16 protein-coding genes and 3 pseudogenes are annotated in these 18,276 nt (G+C 70.0%); 11 read left to right on the top strand and 8 right to left on the bottom strand.

The features are described from left to right. Positions 1–213 precede the first annotated feature (213 nt). Positions 214–2,229 (top strand): NADPH-dependent 2,4-dienoyl-CoA reductase, encoded by a 2,016-nt coding sequence (locus RNL97_RS29270; RefSeq protein WP_030584879.1) that lies wholly within the window; start codon positions 214–216, stop codon positions 2,227–2,229. Between the two features lie 56 nt (positions 2,230–2,285). Next, complete coding sequence (locus RNL97_RS29265) at positions 2,286–2,819, top strand: PadR family transcriptional regulator (protein WP_030584882.1); 534 nt, start codon at positions 2,286–2,288, stop codon at positions 2,817–2,819. A gap of 63 nt (positions 2,820–2,882) precedes the next feature. On the opposite strand, the gene RNL97_RS29260 is transcribed toward RNL97_RS29265, so the two are convergent. Together RNL97_RS29260 and RNL97_RS29255 are read right to left on the bottom strand one after the other, a co-directional pair. Further along, positions 2,883–3,845 (bottom strand): DMT family protein, encoded by a 963-nt coding sequence (locus RNL97_RS29260; RefSeq protein ID WP_030584887.1) that lies wholly within the window; start codon positions 3,843–3,845, stop codon positions 2,883–2,885. After that, complete coding sequence (locus RNL97_RS29255; RefSeq protein ID WP_030584890.1) at positions 3,842–4,714, bottom strand: phosphatase PAP2 family protein; 873 nt, start codon at positions 4,712–4,714, stop codon at positions 3,842–3,844. The genes RNL97_RS29260 and RNL97_RS29255 overlap by 4 nt, the downstream gene beginning before the upstream one ends. 163 nt (positions 4,715–4,877) lie before the next feature. Between RNL97_RS29255 and RNL97_RS29250 the strand changes: the two genes are divergently transcribed. The 6 genes and pseudogenes from RNL97_RS29250 to RNL97_RS29225 all read left to right on the top strand — a co-directional run bounded on the left by RNL97_RS29250 (position 4,878) and on the right by RNL97_RS29225 (position 9,237). After that, positions 4,878–5,507 (top strand): TetR/AcrR family transcriptional regulator, encoded by a 630-nt coding sequence (locus tag RNL97_RS29250; RefSeq protein WP_030584893.1) that lies wholly within the window; start codon positions 4,878–4,880, stop codon positions 5,505–5,507. Positions 5,508–5,713: 206 nt separating this feature from the next. Beyond that, a pseudogene (locus RNL97_RS29245) lies at positions 5,714–6,215 on the top strand (SDR family NAD(P)-dependent oxidoreductase). Positions 6,216–6,283: 68 nt separating this feature from the next. Beyond that, positions 6,284–7,297, top strand: coding sequence for an SPFH domain-containing protein (locus RNL97_RS29240; RefSeq protein WP_030584896.1), 1,014 nt, complete (start codon positions 6,284–6,286; stop codon positions 7,295–7,297). Next, on the top strand, positions 7,294–8,193 hold the full coding sequence (locus RNL97_RS29235) for an inorganic polyphosphate kinase (protein WP_030584899.1): 900 nt from the start codon (positions 7,294–7,296) through the stop codon (positions 8,191–8,193). The genes RNL97_RS29240 and RNL97_RS29235 overlap by 4 nt, the downstream gene beginning before the upstream one ends. A 96-nt stretch (positions 8,194–8,289) precedes the next feature. Further along, complete coding sequence (locus tag RNL97_RS29230) at positions 8,290–8,781, top strand: nucleotide triphosphate diphosphatase NUDT15 (protein WP_030584901.1); 492 nt, start codon at positions 8,290–8,292, stop codon at positions 8,779–8,781. 51 nt (positions 8,782–8,832) lie between these two features. Beyond that, the gene (locus RNL97_RS29225; RefSeq protein ID WP_030584904.1) at positions 8,833–9,237 is read left to right on the top strand and encodes an SHOCT domain-containing protein; all 405 of its coding nucleotides are present in this window, start codon (positions 8,833–8,835) and stop codon (positions 9,235–9,237) included. Positions 9,238–9,324: 87 nt separating this feature from the next. On the opposite strand, the gene RNL97_RS29220 is transcribed toward RNL97_RS29225, so the two are convergent. Next, complete coding sequence (locus RNL97_RS29220; RefSeq protein ID WP_313751395.1) at positions 9,325–10,431, bottom strand: M23 family metallopeptidase; 1,107 nt, start codon at positions 10,429–10,431, stop codon at positions 9,325–9,327. Between the two features lie 300 nt (positions 10,432–10,731). Between RNL97_RS29220 and RNL97_RS29215 the strand changes: the two genes are divergently transcribed. Further along, positions 10,732–11,112, top strand: a complete 381-nt coding sequence (locus RNL97_RS29215; protein WP_050500085.1) for a hypothetical protein — start codon at positions 10,732–10,734, stop codon at positions 11,110–11,112. A 189-nt stretch (positions 11,113–11,301) separates the two neighbouring features. Here the strand turns inward: RNL97_RS29215 and RNL97_RS33140 are convergent. Then, positions 11,302–11,448, bottom strand: a pseudogene (locus RNL97_RS33140) (Tn3 family transposase); the annotation flags it as partial. A gap of 463 nt (positions 11,449–11,911) precedes the next feature. On the opposite strand from RNL97_RS33140, the gene RNL97_RS29205 reads away from it, so the two are divergent. Further along, the gene (locus RNL97_RS29205) at positions 11,912–12,448 is read left to right on the top strand and encodes a hypothetical protein (RefSeq protein ID WP_313751393.1); all 537 of its coding nucleotides are present in this window, start codon (positions 11,912–11,914) and stop codon (positions 12,446–12,448) included. 484 nt (positions 12,449–12,932) lie between these two features. On the opposite strand, the pseudogene RNL97_RS29200 reads toward RNL97_RS29205, so the two are convergent. The 4 genes and pseudogenes from RNL97_RS29200 to RNL97_RS29185 all read right to left on the bottom strand — a co-directional run bounded on the left by RNL97_RS29200 (position 12,933) and on the right by RNL97_RS29185 (position 16,791). Next, positions 12,933–14,335 (bottom strand): annotated as a pseudogene (locus tag RNL97_RS29200) (IS1380 family transposase). A 231-nt stretch (positions 14,336–14,566) separates the two neighbouring features. Further along, positions 14,567–14,959 carry a hypothetical protein gene (locus RNL97_RS29195; RefSeq protein ID WP_313751392.1) on the bottom strand — a complete coding sequence of 131 codons (393 nt, stop codon included), beginning with the start codon at positions 14,957–14,959 and terminating at the stop codon, positions 14,567–14,569. Between the two features lie 29 nt (positions 14,960–14,988). Then, the gene (locus tag RNL97_RS29190; RefSeq protein WP_313751391.1) at positions 14,989–15,750 is read right to left on the bottom strand and encodes a transposase family protein; all 762 of its coding nucleotides are present in this window, start codon (positions 15,748–15,750) and stop codon (positions 14,989–14,991) included. A gap of 123 nt (positions 15,751–15,873) precedes the next feature. Beyond that, the gene (locus tag RNL97_RS29185; RefSeq protein WP_313751390.1) at positions 15,874–16,791 is read right to left on the bottom strand and encodes a LysR family transcriptional regulator; all 918 of its coding nucleotides are present in this window, start codon (positions 16,789–16,791) and stop codon (positions 15,874–15,876) included. Positions 16,792–16,886: 95 nt separating this feature from the next. Here RNL97_RS29185 and RNL97_RS29180 point away from each other — a divergent pair, with 95 nt between their 5' ends. Continuing rightward, a complete protein-coding gene (locus tag RNL97_RS29180) occupies positions 16,887–18,101 on the top strand; it encodes an MFS transporter (RefSeq protein WP_313751389.1) in 1,215 nt (404 codons plus the stop codon). The last annotated feature ends 175 nt before the right edge of the window (positions 18,102–18,276 follow it).

Here is an 18,276-nt window from a genome sequence, read left to right as displayed (position 1 = left end):
GACTCCCGGGGCGAGGGGGTGACGAGGGATTTCCGATACGGATCCCACTCTCGTGGGCGGGTGGCCGACGGGCGCGGCCGACTACGCCGTACGGGGCACGGGCCGGACGCCGCACGCCCCGGCGTGCGACGCAGATCATTGTGCAACTTGTTGCATAAGCGGTTCGGCGTGGTCTACAACTGACGCGACGACCCCTTGCGGAGGAGATCCCGGATGAGCCCGTACCCGACCCTGCTGAGCCCGCTGGACCTCGGGTTCACCACCCTGCCCAACCGGGTGCTCATGGGATCGATGCACATCGGTCTGGAGGAGGCCGAGCGCGGCTTCGAGCGGATGGCCGCCTTCTACGCCGAGCGCGCCCGGGGCGGCGTCGGCCTGATGGTCACCGGCGGCATCGCCCCCAGCGAGCGGGCCTGTTCCTTCCCCGGCGGGGCCAAGATGACGGACGAGGCGGAGGCGGAGCAGCACCGCGAGATCACCACGGCGGTGCACGCGGCGGGCGGCCGGATCGCGATGCAGATCCTGCACTTCGGCCGCTACGCGCACCACCCGGATCTGGTGGCCCCGAGCGCGATCCAGGCCCCGATCAGCGGGTTCGTCCCGAACGCGCTCACCGACGAGCAGGTCGAGGAGACCATCGAGGAGTTCGTCCGGGCGGCGGAGCTGGCGCGGTTCGCCGGGTACGACGGCGTCGAGATCATGGGCTCCGAGGGCTATCTGATCAACGAGTTCATCGTCGCCGCGACCAACCACCGCACCGACCGCTGGGGCGGCTCGTACGAGAACCGCATCCGGCTTCCCATCGAGATCGTTCGCCGGGTCCGTGAGCGGGTCGGCGACGACTTCATCCTGATCTACCGGCTCTCCATGCTGGACCTGGTGCCGGGCGGATCGACGCTGGACGAGGTCGTGACGCTCGCGCGGGAGATCGAGGCGGCGGGCGCGACGATCATCAACACCGGCATCGGCTGGCACGAGGCGCGGATCCCCACGATCGCCACCTCCGTACCCCGCGGCGCGTTCAGCTGGGTGACCGAGAAGGTCCGCGGCGCGGTCTCCGTACCGCTGGTGACGAGCAACCGCATCAACACCCCCGAGGTCGCCGAGGAGATCCTCGCCTCGGGCCGGGCGGACATGGTCTCCATGGCCCGCCCGTTCCTGGCCGACCCGGAGTTCGTCGCGAAGGCCGCGGCGGGCCGGGCGGACGCGATCAACACGTGCATCGGCTGCAACCAGGCCTGCCTGGACCACATCTTCAGCCTCAAGATCACCTCCTGTCTGGTCAATCCGCGCGCCTGCCACGAGACCGAGCTGGTGCTCAGCCCGACCCGGACCCGTAAGCGCGTCGCCGTGGTCGGGGCGGGTCCGGCGGGCCTCGCGTGCTCGGTGACGGCGGCCGAGCGGGGGCACGCGGTGACCCTGTTCGACGCGGCGCACGAGATCGGCGGCCAGCTGAACGTGGCCCGCCGGGTGCCGGGCAAGGAGGAGTTCGACGAGACGCTGCGCTACTTCCGTACGCGGCTTGCGGAGCTGGACGTCGACGTGCGGCTCTCCACCCGGGCCGACACCGGGACCCTGGACGGTTTCGACGAGATCGTGCTGGCCACCGGCGTCGAGCCGCGTACCCCGGCGATCCCCGGCACGGACCACCCGAACGTCGTGAGCTACCTGGACGTGCTGCGCGACGGGGCGCCGGTGGGCGACCGGGTCGCGATCGTCGGCGCGGGCGGCATCGGCTTCGACGTCGCGGAGTTCCTGACCGACGGCGGCGACGCGGCGAGCCTGGACGCGGACACGTTCTTCCGGCAGTGGGGCGTCGACACCGCCTACGCGGAGCGCGGCGGGCTGCGCGCCCCCGAGCGCCCCGAGTCGCCGCGCACGGTCCACCTGGTCCAGCGCAGGACGACCAAGGTCGGCGCGGGGCTCGGCAGGACGACCGGCTGGATCCACCGCACCGAACTGCGCCACCGGGGCGTCGAGATGATCGCCGGCGCCTCGTACGACCTCATCGACGACGAGGGCCTCCACCTCACCGTCGACGGTGAGCGGCGCGTGCTGCCGGTCGACACGGTCGTGCTGTGCGCGGGCCAGGAGCCGCGTCGCGAGCTGTACGAGGAGCTGAGCGCGCGGGCCGTCCCGGTCCATCTGATCGGCGGCGCGGACGTGGCGGCCGAGCTGGACGCGAAGCGGGCCATCCGCCAGGGCACGGAGCTGGCCGCCACGCTCTGACCCCACCCCGCCGGGGGCCCGTACCACCGCGCACCCCCGTCCTTAGGATGCACGTCATGTCACTGCCGCACGCGATTCTCACCGCCCTGCTGGAGAAGCCGTCCTCGGGTCTGGAACTGACCCGCAGGTTCGACCGGTCGATCGGCTACTTCTGGTCCTCGACCCACCAGCAGATCTATCGCGAGCTGGGCAAACTGGAGCAGGCCGGACGGATCAGGGCGCTGCCCACGGCGGCGCCGGCCCGGGGGCAGAAGAAGGAGTACGAGGTGCTGCCCGCGGGGCGCGAGGAACTGGCGGCCTGGGTGGCGCACCCCGAGGACCCCCGGCCGGTCCGCGATCCGCTGCTGCTGCGGATGCGGGCGGCCGCGGTCGTCGGGACGCACGGCATGGGCGCGGAGCTGCGCCGCCACCTCGCGCTGCACGAGCGGCAGTTGGCGGAGTACGAGGAGATCGAGGAGCGGGACTTCACCCCGCCGCCGACGACCGACGAGGGGCGGCTGCGGCATCTCGTGCTGCGGGGAGGCCTCGACCTGGAGACGTTCTGGATCGGCTGGCTGACCCGGGCGATCGCGGACCTGGACACCGCCTGAGGGCACGGAGCGTTCAGGGGTGCGGCCCGGGCGTCCCGCGTGCGGGCCCGGTGCGGCCCGGCGTCACGGGTGCGGCGCGCCCCCCGCGCGTACGGCCAGGGGTTCCGGGACGGCCGCGGGACGAGGGCTGCCGATGACGACCCGCGAGGGCACCGGAGCCACGGGCGCGGGCCCCCCAGGCGCCTCACCCGGGTCCGCGTTCCGCGCCTGGGCCCGACTGAGGAGGACCACCCCGCGCACGGCCGCCGCCGTACCGAGCAGAGCGGGCACCAGGCTGACCGGCCCGCCCTGGAGACGCTCACCGAGCAGGGCCAGGCCGATCGCAGCCGCGGCGACCGGGTTGGCGAGGGTGACCACGGCGAGCGGTGCGCCGAGCCCGCCCCGGTACGCGGTCTGGGACAGCAGCAGGCCGCCCATCGCGAAGGCGGAGACGAGCAGCGCCACCGTCAGCAGCCGCCAGCTGAACAGCGGGCCGCCGGAGTGGTCGGTGACGGCGACCGTGAGGGTCTGGGTGAGCGCGGAGGCGACACCGGAGGTGATCCCGGACGCCGCCGCGTGCCGCAGCCCCGGCCGGGCCCCGGGCCGGCTGAGCCCGGCGACGACCGCCATGGTGGCCGCCCCCACGCCGAGGGCCTCGGGGAGGCTGAGGGTCTCGTGCGGGGCGGAGCCTCCCGCGGTCAGCAGCAGCGCGCCGAGGCCGAGCAGGGTCAGGGCGGTGCCCCGCCACTCGGTAGGGCCGACCCGGCGCCCGGCGGCACGCGCCCCGAGCGGGACGGCGACGACGAGGGTGAGCGCACCCAGGGGCTGGACCAGGGTGAGCGGGCCGTAGTTGAGCGCGGCGACGTGCAGCAACGCGCCCGCGGCGTTGAGGCCGACCGCCGACCACCATGCACCCCGGCCCAGCATCCGCAGGACCCCGGTGCCGGGCTCGGTACGCCCGGCGAGCCGGGACTGGGCGACGGCGGCGGCCGCGTAGGCGCCGGCGGAGACGAGGGAGAGCGCGACGGCGAGCAGCGTGGCGTTCATCGCGCGCCGCCCGCGTACGTCCCGGAGGCCACAGGCACCTCGGAGATCGCAGACCGCACGCCACTCGCGTACACGGGCACCGGAACCCCGTCACCGCTTCCCCACGCGCCCGGCTCCGGCAGCCGCGCCGGGAGGGTCCGGGCCGGGAGCGGAAGCCGGAACGCGGCGAGGGCGACGGCGAGCAGGGCCACGACGACGATCGCGTCGAGCCAGTAGTGGTTCGCCGTGCCCACGACGACGAACAGGGTGAGCGCCGGGTGCAGCAGCCACAGCCGGCGCCACCGTGAGCGGGTGGCGGCGATCAGCCCGACCGCGACCATCACTGCCCAGCCGACGTGCAGCGAGGGCATCGCGGCGAACTGGTTCGCCATCGTGTCGGTCGCGGGCGTCTGCCCGTACACCGTCGGCCCGTAGACCTGGCCGGTGTCGACGAGCCCGGCGGCCGGGAGCATCCGGGGCGGGGCCAGCGGGAACAACAGGTGCAGTGCCAGGGCCGCGGCGGTGAGCGCGGCGAGTACGCGGCGGGACCGGACGTAGTGGGCGGGGCGGCGCCAGTAGAGCCAGACCAGGAAGAGGGCCGTGGCCGGGAAGTGCACGGCGGCGTAGTAGGTGTTCGCCGCGTGGGTCAGGGGCTGGCTGTGCAGCAGCAGCCCCTGGACGGCGCCCTCACCGGGAAGGTGCAGGGCACGTTCGAGGTCCCAGACGCTCCCCGCGTTGCGGAACGCCTCCTCGACATGGCCGTTGGCGGCCTGACGGCCGAACTTGTAGGCCAGGAAGAGTCCGGCCACGAGAAGGAACTCGCGGACGAGGGGCGGTCGGGCACGTATGTCCGGCTCCTGGTCCGTGGGCTCGGTGCGGGCGAGTCTCACCCGTGCCCCCTTGGATGCGAAGCGGTAGCGGGACGGCTGGGTCCTGTCGATCCACGCCGTATCGATACGCCAGTGTACCGATACGTCGGCGTATCGGTACACGGCCGTATCGGTACACTGGCATATCGAGAACCTCACCGCACCGCCGCTGGAGGTACAGCCCATGCCGTCGCCCGATTCCGTACCGGAGTCAGCCCTCTCCTCCCCCCGGTCGAAGATCACACCGGAGCGGGCGCAGGAGCTCTACACGGCGGTGCTGGAACTGCTGCGGGAGAGCGGTTACGAATCACTGACGATGGAGGGCGTCGCCTCGCGCACCCGGTGCGGGAAGTCGACGCTCTACCGGCAGTGGGGCTCCAAGCCGGAGCTGGTGGTGGCCGCGCTCCACGGCACCCGGCGGATGCGGCTCCCGAAGATCGACACCGGGACGCTGGCCGGGGACCTGATGGAGGCCGCGCGGGCGATCGGCGAAGCGTCGGGGAGCGACACCCCGCTGATGCACGCCCTCAGCCATGCCGCGCTGCAGAGCCCGGAGCTGCTGTGCGCGCTGCGCGAGGCGCTGATCCTGCCGGAGGTCGCGGCGATCGACGCGATGGTCCGGCGGGGCCAGGAGCGCGGCGAGATCGCGGCGGACCTCCCGGCGGCCGAGTTCGTGGCGGCCCAGCTGCTCGGCGTGCTGCGCGCCCGGCCGCTGCTGGAGGGGCGTTACGCCGACGCCGCGTATCTGACCCGGTTCGTGGAGCTGGCGATCCTCCCGGGCCTCGGACTCAGGGCGGGAGCGCCGGAGTCCTGACAGACGTGGACCGCCTGTCCCAGCGGATGGGGACGGTCCACCCGCGCCGCACCGTGGGGACGGGGGCGGCGCACCGCCCGGCCGGCCGGTGACCTCTGCAAAGGTCACCGGCCGGCCGTGTATCCGCCCCCTGTCACGACCCGGCCCCCGTCCGCTCCGCCAAACCAAACAAGCGCTTGGTAGATTTCGACGCAGGAGGTCCGACCATGGACGAGCAGCCCCACACGATGGACTTCACCGGACGGGCCGTGCTCGTCACCGGCGGCACCAGGGGCCCGGGGGCCACGATCGCGAGAGCCTTCCTGGCGAGCGGCGCGGGCGGCATGGTCCGCGGACGCTCGACTCCGGCCGCCCTGCCGTCGACGGGCGGGCGCGAGGCCGGTTTCCGGGTGGCAGACCTGCGGGATCCGGTAAAGGTGGTCGCGCTCAACCTCCTCACCCCCTTCTACACGGCCCAGGCGGCGAACCTGGCGATGCGGGAGCAGCAGGACGGCGGGAGCGTGATCAATATCGGCAGCGTCTCCGCCCACACCCCGCAGCCGGGCACCGCCGCCTACTCCGCCGCCAAGGCGGGCCCATGTGGCGCGGGCCTGCCTCTGGCCGGCATGCGACCTCTCCTCGTACGTCAACGGCGCCGACCTCGCCGTACACGGAGGCGGCGAGATCCCGGCCAGGTACACGGCCACCCACCGCCCCACATCCCTTTAATAGTCACCTTGACTCTAATCAGGCCCACCCTTTATCGTCTTCATGACGAAATCAAGGGGGTCCTCATCATGGCCGACATCACCCGGCGCTTCGGCTGGCGCCACCTGCGCTCCGCGCCCACCGCCCACATCCGCCACCACAAGCGCGGCAATCTGGCCCACGACGGGCAGGGGCTCAGCTTCTGGTACCGGTCGCTGTCGGCGGCGCTGTCCGAGGTGCCGGTCGACGACCGGGAGCTCGCCATGGCGTTCCACGCCCGTACGGCCGACTTCCAGGACGTCACCGTCCAGGCCACCGTCACCTACCGGATCAGCGATCCGGCCGAGGCGGCGAACCGGCTCGACTTCTCCGTCGACCCGGACACCGGCAGCTGGCGTGGCGCACCGCTGGAGCAGATCGCCACCCTCCTTACCGAGACCGCACAGCAGCACACCCTGGACGTCCTGGCCCGCACCCCGCTGGCCGCCGCCCTGGTCGACGGCGTCGCCTCCGTACGCGAACGGGTCGCCACCGGTCTCGCCGCCGAGCCCCGCCTCCCGGCCACCGGCATCGACGTGGTGGCCGTACGCGTCGTCGCGATCCGCCCCGAGGCCGAGGTCGAGCGCGCCCTGCGCACCCCGGCCCGCGAGCAGATCCAGCAGGAGGCGGACCGGGCCACCTACGAACGGCGGGCCGTGGCTGTCGAGCGGGAGCGCGCCATCGCCGAGAACGAGCTGGCCAGCCAGATCGAACTGGCCCGGCGCGAGGAGCAGCTGGTCGACCAGCGCGGCACGAACGCCCGCCGCGAGGCGGAGGAGAAGGCCGCCGCCGACGGCGTACGGACCGAGGCGGAGGCGGCCCGCAAGGTGCGCCTGGCCCGGGCGGAGGCCGAGGCGGCGCGCGAGACGGGCGGGGCCCGGGCCGAGGCGCAGGCCGCCTGGCTGCGGGTGCACGGCGAGGTCGATCCGGCCACGCTGCACGCGCTGGCGGCGACCCGCCTCGCGGAGAACCTGCCGCGCATCGAGAGCCTCACCCTCTCCCCCGACGTCCTCACCGGGCTGCTCGCCAAGCTCGGCCGCCCGGAAGGCGGAGCGAGCGCATGAGCCTGGCGCCCCGGGCGGTGCTCGTCCACCGGCGGACGGAGTACGAGGAGCTGCTCGCCCGGCACGGGACGCACGGGCAGGCCGCGTTCTTCCTGTCCAGCCGGGGCCGCTCGATCGACGAGGTGGCCCGCCGCCACGAGGACACCCGGCAGGCGCTGCGCGAGGTGGCGGCGGCGGTGCCGCTCACCTGGCGCTCGACCCGGGTGGAGCGGGCGGACCTGGACCGCTTCCTGTTCGCGCCGGAGGACGTGGTGGTCGTGGTGGGTCAGGACGGTCTCGTCGCCAACACCGCGAAGTACCTGTCCGGACAGCCGGTGGTGGGCATCGACACCGCCCCGGGGCGCAACCCCGGCGTCCTGGTACGCCACCGTCACGCCGACGCGGCGGCCCTGCTGCGCGCCGCGACCGCCGCCGGGGGGAGAGCGGATGAGCTGACCATGGTCGAGGCCGTCGCCGACGACACGCAGCGCATCATCGCCCTCAACGAGATCTACCTCGGGCCACCCGGCCACCAGACGGCCCGCTACCGCCTGGGCGAAGACGGCGAGAGCGCTCCCGGCGAGGCCCAGGCCTCCTCCGGGGTGCTGGTCGGCACCGGCACGGGCGCCACCGGCTGGCTCCGCTCGTTGTGGCGGGAGCGCGGCAGCGCGCTGCCGCTGCCCGCGCCGTGCGACGCACGCCTCCTGTGGTTCGTGCGCGAGGCCTGGCCGTCGCCGGCGACCGGGACGTCGCGGGTGGCGGGCGAACTGGGGCGCGGACAGGGGCTGCGGCTGACCGTGGAGTCGGACCGGATCGTGGTCTTCGGCGACGGGATGGAAGCCGATGCCCTGGAGCTGACCTGGGGTCAGAGCGTACGGCTCGGCATCGCGGAGAGGTCGCTGCGCCTGGTGGTCTGAGCGTGCCCGGCCCGGCGGTTTCGCTACGGTGGTCCGCACGCGTCCCCGGACGCGCACCGGACACGCCCACGCCCCGGAGAGCGGAGAACGAGCACCATGTCGGCCGATCCCGTCACCGAGCCCGCCCGCAACACCCGCCCGCCCGTGGCCCAGGCGGCCCTGGGAGTCGGGGTGATCGTCGAGGACGGCCAAGGGCGCGTCCTGCTGGGGCGGCATCACAGCGGTACGTGGGAGCTTCCGGGCGGGAAGGTCGACGCGACGCACGAGTCGATCGCCGCGGCGGCCGCCCGGGAGCTGCGCGAGGAGACGGGCCTGGTGGTCGACGAGGCGTCCGTTGAGGTCATCGCGATGGTCCACGACGTGATCGGCGGCATCAACCGCATCAGTATGGCGGCCGTCGTACGGCTCGCCGCCGGGGACCCCGAGGTGACCGAGCCGCACCTGATCAGCACCTGGCGGTGGACCGCGCCCGAGGAGCTGCCGGCCCCGCTGTTCGATCCGTCGGCTCAGATCCTGGCGGCCTGGCGGCCGGACCTGGGCATCAGCCCCCCGCCCGCGCACGTTCTGCGGATCGCCGGATGCGGATGAATCGGACCAGTTGTATGAATAAGGGACCATCCGTGCGATCGGAGTAGGCCCATGGACGATTACCCGCTGTTGAACCTCTTCCTGACCATGCTGTACCTGTTCCTGTGGGTCATGTGGTTCTTCCTGCTGTTCAAGGTGGTCACGGACCTCTTCCGGGACCACTCGCTGAACGGCTGGGCCAAGGCGGGCTGGCTGGTCCTCGTCATCCTGCTGCCCTATGTGGGCGTACTGATCTACCTCATCGTCCGCGGACGCAGCATGCACGAGCGCGACGAGAAGCTGGCCAAGGACTCCGAGGCCGCGTTCCGTGACTACGTACGCCGGGCCGCCGGAACGGAGGGCGGCTCGGGCGGCAGCGGCCACGTGAACGACCTGGCGAAACTCGCCGAACTCAAGGACAGGGGCGCGATCAACGCCGAGGAGTACGAACAGGCGAAGGCGAAGCTGCTCGCCTGAGACCGGACTCCGGCCCCGGACAACGCCGCCCCGGAGTGCGGCGTTGTCCGGGGCACGGGGCTCCGGGCCGGAGCGGCAACGCGGCTGTCAGCTGGTGCGGTTGTAGATCGCGGTGCCGGGGCAGGCGGTGACGCCCAGACGGGTCGCGCACCCGGAGTACTGACTGGCGCCGCTCGACCACAGCCAGCCGCCGATGGTGCGGCCGCTGAGCCAGGTGTACTGGCCGTTGTAGTTGGCGTCGTACGTGCGCAGGCTCCAGTGCACGTGGGCTCCGGTCGCGGCCCCGCCGGCGCACGTGTCCGTACCGATGGTGCCCAGCAGGGCACTTCGGCCGATGGACGTCCCGTTGTAGTACGTGGTGTTGAACATGTGGTAGTAGTCCGTCGAGAAGCCGCCGGGGTGGATGACCCGGGTCCAGCCTCCCCCCGCGCCACACATGGAGGTCGCGGTGCCCTCACGTGACGAACGGACCCGCCCGCCGGCGTTGCCGCCGGCGAAGTCGAGGCTGCTCCAGTAGCCGGTCGAGCCGGTGTGGGAGTGCGCGCCGCCGGTGAGGGTCATGTAGTAGTCGGGCATCCAGGGCAGCAGAAGGCCGTTGGTGTTGGCAGCCCTCACCCCCGCGGACGGCTCCTCCGGCTGAGGCGTCGCCTTGCGCTGCGCATACGCCGTCATGGTGCGCCGCTCCGCCCTGCCGACCAGCGGGGACGTGGCGACGTGGTCGGTGAACTCGCGGTCGCCTTCGAGGCCCGCGAGCCATTTCCCGGCCTTGCGGTGGGCGATGTAGAGCCACCCCTCCGGATCGCCGTGGTGCGCGCGGGACGCCTCGACGTACGCGACGCCGCGAGCCCAGTCGTCCGTGGCGGTGCGGACGTCGACGACGACTTTGCGGCCCTCGTCGACGAGCTTGTCGACGGCGGCTTTCACCGAGAGTCCCTTGGCGTCGCCCGAGCGGGCGAGGACGTCGGCGGATACGGCGTCCACCAGGGCCTGCCGGGAGGCGCCGAGGTCGTCGGCGGCCGCGGGCGCCATCTTCACGGTGACGCCGGAGGACGGTGGCGGGGCGGCGTCCGCCGCCGCTCCGGCGGATGCCCCGCCGAACTCCCGGGGGGCGGCCGTCACCTGGGGGGCGGTGACGAGCAGCCCCGTAACGGCGAGAGCGGCGACGGTGGTTCTCACGGACAGCCTGAAGAGCATGGGTGATGTCCCTTCTGCGCAGGAGTGCCTGCCGGACCGACAGGAGCGAAGGCATGACGGCATGACCATGCCTGACGGAGGACAGCAACAGATAAGTGTCATGTCTTCGTCAAGATCTATGCGCATAGATTAGCGGGATCCCGCCTCACCACAACAGAGCGGCCGGCGGAGAACCGCGGAGGACCGGCGTTCCCCTGGAGCGGAGACAGTCGGGACCGGCTGGCGGTCTGTTCGCGGCAGGCCCCGTCTGGGATGCTGAAAGCCAGGCTCGACGGGGGGCAGACGGTGTATACGGAACCTATGGCGCGAGCCGTTGTGGAACCGGCAGTACTGAAGCTGGTACGGCAATACCCCCGTGGCAGGCCCTTCGCCACCACGGTCACATTCGGCGGGGACGACTTCAGCATGTGCGCCCACGTACGGGCGCAGTGGGCGGCACCCGGGCAGGTGAAGGTCGCACTGGCCTGTTGGGTCGTCAACATGGACACCGCGCGCTATTTCGGTGACAACCCGCCTGCCAGGGAGGAGATGTGCCTGCCGCCGGAAGGCACAGCGGAGTGGGACGAAGAGCTGACCAGCCGGGTGATCGGCCACCTAGCAGCTCGTATGAACGCTCTTGCCCCCGCCCTGCCGACCGCCGATGAACACCTCACCATCACCGTGCCTCTCGTCCTGACGTAGTCAGGCACAACACCCGGGGCCCCCGCGACCTCGCCGGTGCAGCCGGATCACGATCACAGCGCGCTGAGCGGCGCGACGCCGGAGGCGACAGGGGGCCGCCTCGTGGTTGACGAGCCTCTTCGCCATGACCCGCCGGCCCGGCCGAGGACGCCGGACCCCGACCGGCCCCCGAAAATGATCAAGGGCCGGCATCGCGCGGGCGAGCCGGTGGCGGGACTCCTGCACGGTGAGCTTTCGGTTCATCAGCCGCCGGTAGGTGTTGTCCACCGGGTCGACCAGGGGCAGCAGGTGCATGGTCTTGTCGATGCGCCCGTACTCGGCGAACGCAGCGCCGACACCGAGTTCTGCAACTGCTTCACAACCGTCACGGGCGGCTCGTCAGCCCAGGCCATGTCCGCGAGCCTGGACAGCGGCGCCACCGAGTTCGGTGCCAGCAGCAACGCGGCCAGAACCCGCTGCCGCCGCGCTCCCGGCACCGGTAACCGTTCCTGACCCGTCCGGACCTCAAGCGTGCCCAGTACGCGAAAGTCCATCCCCGAATCGCCCCCGTCACCCGAGGTAACCCGTCGGAGCATGGCCTGCGCGGAAAATGGTCCCTCAACGGCCGGTGGTGACGCGGTGATGACGACATGGTGACGGCACGCGAGAAGGTCATCGACATCGCCACCCAGCTCCGGTCGTGCGGGGCAGGGGCACGCCGCCCCTGCCCCGCACGACCCCGGCCGGTGGTCGATCGCCGGTCAGGCGAGGAAGGAAGCGAGATTCCTCGCACGGAGCATCAACCAAAGGACGGGAAACCATGAGAAAGCTCATCGGCAGTCTGTTCGTCATCAGCGCCGTGCTGGTCGCGACACCGGCTTCGGCCTCACCCGGGACGGAACCCGCATCGACGGCCTCGACCGGGTCGTACTGCTCGACAAGCCTGAGCACAGGCCGGTCCGCCTGCTTCGAGAGCGAAGCCGCCCTGAAGCAGCACGTGTCGGCGTCAGCGGAGCTGGATCTGGTCTACCTCTACAACTGGTACAACTTCCAGGGGGGAGGTGGCTACAAGGTCCTGACCGGCAGCCACGCCTGTTCGGCGGAGACCAACACGGCGGAGTACTACGACGGCAACCTCGGCGACAACACCTGGTACCCCAACGGGTTGAACATGAACGACTCCATCACGTCCGTCCAGACCGCGAACCAGTGCGACATCAAGTTCTTCGAGGGGACGAACTTCACCGGAGCCTCCACCCCGTACATCGACAAGTGCTCCTTCCTCGGGGGAGGAGGAACAGGCGACTGCCCGGCCGGCAGCTGGAACGACAGGGCCAGTTCCTACTACATCAGCTGACGACAGAGCGCGCGGCACGGGCCCCTCACAGTTGGAGCCCTACGCCCCGGCCCTGACCGCCACTGCTGACGTCTCCAACTGACTCATGCGGTGCCCCCGCCGCTGGCGGTGATGCCCGAAACCCTGAAGCGTTCCGGGCATCACCGTCCCCATCAGGCTGCGCCAACCACCATCAACGAGCCACCGCTGGCTGCTCACTGGGCTGCATCTCCGGGCACATACAGAAGATCATCGACAGCCACCAACTGACCGCTACCGGACGTCACCGCTGCTCATGATCACGCGGAAATGCTCACGAGACCGCGGAACCTAGCCTCGATCGTTCATGAGTCCTCGTCGGTTCGCTGACGGGGGCTCTGTGCTTGCGAGGTACGGAATTTGGGGCTGGGGCAGGTTGGTGGCCCGGCTGTCGCGTCGCGTGGGCGCCGGGGTTCCACGGCTCCGGGATACTGCTGTGGTTCGTCGGGGCGGTCGGAGTTGCTGGTCAGCCGGGGTTCGGCAGGGCTGCGAGTCGTTGGATTGCGTGGGGGATGATGTCTGTCCAGGGCCATCGGGCGGTGAAGCGGAGCCGGCGGCCGGTGGTGACCAGCTGGGCGGCGGCTGAGAACAGCCGCAGGCGGAGCTTCTTGCGTTCCCAGCGTCGGGGTTTGCTGGTCAGGGCGAGCATCGGCATCCAGGCGAGGAGGTCGAGTGCGAGGGAGACGATCTCCAGCCAGATCCGGTTCTGCGCGGTGTCGTGCAGAGGCAGGTTGCGCAGGCCGGTGTCTCGGGCGTCTCGGATACGGTCCCTCGCAGCGAGCCCGTCGGCGGTGACGCAGTTCGAGGTCGGCGAGCTGGCCGCGCTTTGTGTTGGTCGCGAAGCAGGTAAGCCGCAGTCGGTCGAGGTCGGTGAATCGCAACTGGGCGCCGGGGTGCGGACCTTCCTTGCGAACGATCAGTCGCATTCCCTTCGGCCAGGAAGAGAGGTCGGGCATGTCGGTGATCTCTGCGACCCGGGCGCCGGGCCGCTCGGTGCCGCCGGCGTCGTAGGCCGACGTCCATGCCTTCTTCAAAATCTTCAGGACGGCCTGGTGAATGGCATCGGTGATGGTTATTCCGACGGAGTACGACAGCCACCGGCCCCGGCGGGAGAGCCGGTCGAGGAAGGCATGGGTCCCGCCGGCGGAGTCGGTGCGGATCAGCGTCTTGCAGCCCCGCCGCAGGTGCTTGGGTAGTTGGGCCAGAGCGAGTCGGGTGGTTCCGATGTGATCGCTCGCGGTGTTGGAGCCCGCGCTGCCGGGCCGCAGCAGCGCGGCGACCGGCTCGCCGGATCCGGCCTGGCCGTGGTCGACGAGCGCGACGAGCGGATGAAGGCCGAAGGTTTTCTTCCAGGTCGCGGTGGCATCCTGCTTCTCGGAGTGCGCAAGTACGAGCACGCCGTCGATGTCCACGGTCACCGAGCCGTCGGCGGCCGGACTTCCCGTCCCGGCCAGTTCCCAGACCCGGCACCGTACTTCGGCCCGAGCCGCCCGGATCGCGGTCAGCGCCTTCGGTCCGGCGGCGGCAAGGGCGTCGATGAGCCGATAGACAGTCGGGTCGGATGCCACCGGACCGAACACGTCGGGCTCGGACCGCAGCACGGCGACATCGGCGAGGCAGTCCCCGCCCAGAGCCGCCGCGAGTGCGACGTCCAGCAGGACCTTGCCCGGATCGTGCACCGAAACGTGGCTTGCGCCAAAGCTCCCGTGCCGCCGCCACTGCGGTGTCCAGACCACACCTGCGGACCGTCTCGACCACCCCCAGCGGCACGGCGGGGCGCGCCGAACCGGCCGGGGCCCAACCACGACCGACCGATCCGACGCCCGAATGACGACGGCCCCGACGCCGGGCGGGAGTCGAGGCCGTCACCCGCACGAGTCCCGCCGTGGGGCGTCAGGACACATGCATGTGTCGAGCTGTCCAATGCGTCACGGGACGGAAAGTCACTGGACCTTTTTCAACCTGATGTTGCAGGTCGCGGGGCTGGCGTGGGCCGGGGTGGAGTGCTCGGGCTGGCCGGGATCTTGATCGACAGCATGTGATGGGCCGCCGGCAGGTGGATTGCGCTGCCCCCTGGATCGTGCTGCTCTTTCGTGTGTCCTACCAGAGCGTGCCCGGTCCCGCGATGACCCAGCTGGCGTCGACAGGCTTGACCCAGAAGCTCAATGCCACCTCGATTATCTGTGCGCGGTAGGTGATCTCAACGTAGAAATGGCTGCCGGTGTCGCCCCAGTGGAAGTCTGCGAGATTGAGTTCGCCGAGCCAGGACAGATCCTGCTCCAACTCGTCGGCAGCAGGGCTTCTGCTCGCCTCGTCCCCATCGGTGCCTGCTTCGACGGACCCGGTCCACAGCGACTTGAGCACATGACGGACCGGGCTGTGGTCGATGAGCTGTTCGGCCTCAGGGAACCTTCCGGCTCGGAGCAGGCTGAAGTAGCGGCGAACGACAGCTTCGACGTCCGCCTTGGCAGGGTGCTCCGTCCAGGTCCTCACCGCGAGATCATATGAGTTCGGTGACTGCCTCAGCCTGAGCCGGCCAGTTGGAGGGTGAGGACGGCTTGGACGATGTTCGTGATCCGGGTCGTTGAACAGCGGAGTTTGCGGAGGAGCCGCCAGGACTTGAGGGTGGCGATGGCTTGTTCGACCAGTGCCCAAATCTTGGCCTGGGACCGATTGACGGCCTGCCGGCCAGTGGACAACTTCTCCCAGCGGCCTCGGAAAGGGTGACGCACCGTCCCGCCTGCGCCCCGGTAGCCCTTGTCTGCCCAGCAGGTGATGCCAGCCTGGGCGAGAGTGTCGATGATGCCGTGCTCGCGTGCGGCCCGTACATCGTGGACCGCTCCGGCCAGGGCCGGTGAAGCCCACAGCAGTCGGCCCCTCGGATCGGCTATGACCTGCACGTTCATGCCGTGCTTTCGGTATTTGCCCGAGAAGAAGGGCCGGTCGGTGGCGATCCGGTCGATCGGCAGAAGTGTCCCGTCCAGGATGAGGTACGCCTTCATCGACGCGGCCCTTACTGCTTCGGCGAGCGTGGGGGCGAGGGCGGCCAGGAGTTCGATGGCCTCGGTGATGTACCGGTAGACAGTGGTGGTACCGATCCCGAAACCGGCCGCGAGCTGGGCGTAGGGCTGGCCGTTGCGGAGGTGGGCGAGAGCGAGCAGGGCCTGTCGGCCCGCGCTCAGGCGCCGCCACCGGGTCCCGAGAGTGCGCCGGCGTTCCTTCAGACGGGCGGCGAGGAAGCGCAGGGCAGTGCTGGACACGTCGACGCCGGACGGGGTGGACAAGCATGCGAAGCCCCTGGTGGAGACGGTTCTCTTGATCGATAACCCATCTACCAGGGGTTTTCGTCCGTCTGTCAGTCCAACTGGCCATCTCACGCGGGAGAATGGAAAAGGATCAGTGGTGAGTCAGGGGCGCGGAGCGGGGAGCCACCCGTGGTCGGCGCTCACCTCGCGGGCAATCGTGAGGAATTTCAAGAGGACTGGGGATTCGCGTTCTCGGTGCCACACGAGTTCAACGTCCAGTGCGGGGAGATTACTCGTGTCGAGCGGAACCTCGCGGACGGTTCGGGGAAGGAACGGGGCCATGGACTCAGGGATCAGCGTGAAGCTGTAGTCGTCGGGTAAGGCGATGTTGCGTAGTCCTGGCGTCATATCGAGACGTACATGATGTGATCCGCCGCCAGCGTCAAGAGCCTTGGCGAGCAGCGCGTAGTGTTCGGGCGCATACTTCGGGTCGTAAAAGACGAACGTCTGCCTGTCGAATGCTTCGCCCAGCATCACGGGGCCCCCGCTTGAAGTCGCGGCATTAGAGGGGCGCGTGACAGCGACCAACGGGTCGGTGCGTAGTGCTTCGCGACGGAATTCCGATCGGGCAGGCATGGTGTGTGCGATCACAAGGTCAAGCTCGCCGTTCAGCAGGTCAGCATCGAGCTGGGCGGGCCAGAGTTCCCTGAAATCGTGTCGCATTCCGGAAAACGCGGCCTCTGCTGCCTCGCGCAGTCGCGGGATGGTGTCGTACGCCCCGGACAAGATGTAGCCGACTGCGAGTTCGCCTACCTCTCCTGTGGATGTAGCGCGCGTCGCCACGACAAGCTCGTCGACCGATGAGAGCACTTCCCGCGCATGCGCCACGAATACTGCACCCGCCGGGGTGAGGGACAGGGGTCGTCGAGTGAAGAGGGGGGTCCCAAGTCGCCGCTCAAGCTCGCGAATCTGTCGGCTGAGTGGAGGTTGCGTCATGTGGAGTGCAGCAGCGGCTCGTTGCATGCCGCCCTCATCCACTACGGCCACGACGTAGCGCAGCCACCGCAACTCGATCTGCATACCTTCAAGGTATCAGCCTCGTTCACGATGGGTCTTCGACACGTGGCGTGCGTGCACGCAGAGTTGAAGCTATGAGAAGTTCGGGACATGCGCCAGTGACCGGCTCAGCACAGCCGTTGCCTCGGTCGACCGTCGCTCTGCTCGCTATCGCTACCGCCACTGCTGTCGCCGTCGCCTATTACAGTCAGCCTCTGCTCAAAGCGATTGGTCGCGATCTCGGCATCCCTGCCTCGGTGACCCCATTGATCGTGACACTCACCCAACTCGGGTTCGCCGCCAGTCTGTTCCTGATCCTCCCGCTCGGAGACATGCTCAACCGTCGGCGGCTCATCGTTGGTCTCAGCGTCCTCTCCGCGCTGGCACTCGGGCTCACGGCCCTCGCACCAACCGGCGGCTGGCTGCTGTGGCTCGCGCCAGTGGTTGGCGCGATGGCCGTGGTAGCCCAGCTACTTGTCGCACTTGCCGCCTCGCTCACGGCCCCCGCCCAACGGGGCAGGGTCATCGGAAGCGTCATGAGCGGTCTCCTCATCGGAATCCTGCTTGCACGAACCGCAGCCGGCTTCATCGCCGATCTCGCAGGCTGGCGCGCGGTGTACGTCGCGGCGGCGGCCAGCATGCTTGGCGTTGCTGTCGCGCTTGCTCGTCGGCTCCCTTCGGAGCAATCCGTCGGTACGACCAGGAACTACTTTCACCTGCTGGGCTCTGTGTTCGGACTCGTCCGCCAGCAGAAGGTGTTGCGGATCCGCATGCTCTTCGGCGCGATCGCATTCGCTCAATTCAGCATTCTGTGGACGGCTCTCACTGGCCTGCTTTCCGGGGAGCCATACAGCTACTCCGAAAGCGTCATCGGGCTGTTCGGCGTCATCGGTGCAGCTGGGGCAGTGGGTGCACGATTCGCGGGCAAACTCGCAGACGCTGGGCGCACACAAGTTACCACCTGGGGTACGGCAATTGTGATGCTCGTGTCTTGGGCAGCCCTTGCCTTCGGAGGATTCAACCTCGTAGCGCTCGTGCTCGGTATTGTTTTCCTTGATGCCGCCATCCAGGGGATGCATATCACGAACCAAAGCCAGATTTACGCGCTCCCCGGCGACGCGCGTTCACGCATCACCTCGGCATACATGACCGCATACTTCGCGGGAGGAGCCCTCGGCTCCGCTGCGGTCATCGCTGCCAGCGGATGGGGATGGGGATGGGCGGGGGTCTGCACGGTCGGAGCTGGGTTCGCGCTGCTTCAACTCCTCGCTGCAACGCTCACGCCACGACACGCGTCCTACGAGCCAAGTCAAGCAACACGGGCCACCCCATGATCCAAAGGCGCGAACGACGCGCTTCGACCACGGTGGCGAGCTCAAGCTGGTCGGCGACCACGCCGACCCTACGGCCTCGCCGGTTCACTTGGCGCGAGACCGGTTGCTGGGCCGGGAACGCGGAAGTGCCTTCTGAGCTGGGACGATGAACCTTGTCGAGGGGTTCTGTCGGTCC

The organism is Streptomyces parvus (assembly GCF_032121415.1).
In the GTDB taxonomy this organism is placed as follows: domain Bacteria; phylum Actinomycetota; class Actinomycetes; order Streptomycetales; family Streptomycetaceae; genus Streptomyces; species Streptomyces globisporus_A.
The sequence above is the reverse complement of the archived record's forward strand: the minus strand, read 5'-3'. Positions and strand labels throughout refer to the sequence as shown.

What these genes read in the sequence shown, in the direction of transcription:
- RNL97_RS29235 (WP_030584899.1), top strand. Translation starts at nt 7,294, where the DNA reads ATGAGCCTGGCGCCCCGGGCGGTGCTCGTCCACCGGCGGACGGAGTAC.
- RNL97_RS29240 (WP_030584896.1), top strand. Translation starts at nt 6,284, where the DNA reads ATGGCCGACATCACCCGGCGCTTCGGCTGGCGCCACCTGCGCTCCGCG.
- RNL97_RS29230 (WP_030584901.1), top strand. Translation starts at nt 8,290, where the DNA reads ATGTCGGCCGATCCCGTCACCGAGCCCGCCCGCAACACCCGCCCGCCC.
- RNL97_RS29205 (WP_313751393.1), top strand. Translation starts at nt 11,912, where the DNA reads ATGAGAAAGCTCATCGGCAGTCTGTTCGTCATCAGCGCCGTGCTGGTC.
- RNL97_RS29265 (WP_030584882.1), top strand. Translation starts at nt 2,286, where the DNA reads ATGTCACTGCCGCACGCGATTCTCACCGCCCTGCTGGAGAAGCCGTCC.
- RNL97_RS29260 (WP_030584887.1), bottom strand. Translation starts at nt 3,845, where the DNA reads ATGAACGCCACGCTGCTCGCCGTCGCGCTCTCCCTCGTCTCCGCCGGC.
- RNL97_RS29250 (WP_030584893.1), top strand. Translation starts at nt 4,878, where the DNA reads ATGCCGTCGCCCGATTCCGTACCGGAGTCAGCCCTCTCCTCCCCCCGG.
- RNL97_RS29270 (WP_030584879.1), top strand. Translation starts at nt 214, where the DNA reads ATGAGCCCGTACCCGACCCTGCTGAGCCCGCTGGACCTCGGGTTCACC.
- RNL97_RS29220 (WP_313751395.1), bottom strand. Translation starts at nt 10,431, where the DNA reads ATGCTCTTCAGGCTGTCCGTGAGAACCACCGTCGCCGCTCTCGCCGTT.
- RNL97_RS29225 (WP_030584904.1), top strand. Translation starts at nt 8,833, where the DNA reads ATGGACGATTACCCGCTGTTGAACCTCTTCCTGACCATGCTGTACCTG.
- RNL97_RS29185 (WP_313751390.1), bottom strand. Translation starts at nt 16,791, where the DNA reads ATGCAGATCGAGTTGCGGTGGCTGCGCTACGTCGTGGCCGTAGTGGAT.
- RNL97_RS29215 (WP_050500085.1), top strand. Translation starts at nt 10,732, where the DNA reads ATGGCGCGAGCCGTTGTGGAACCGGCAGTACTGAAGCTGGTACGGCAA.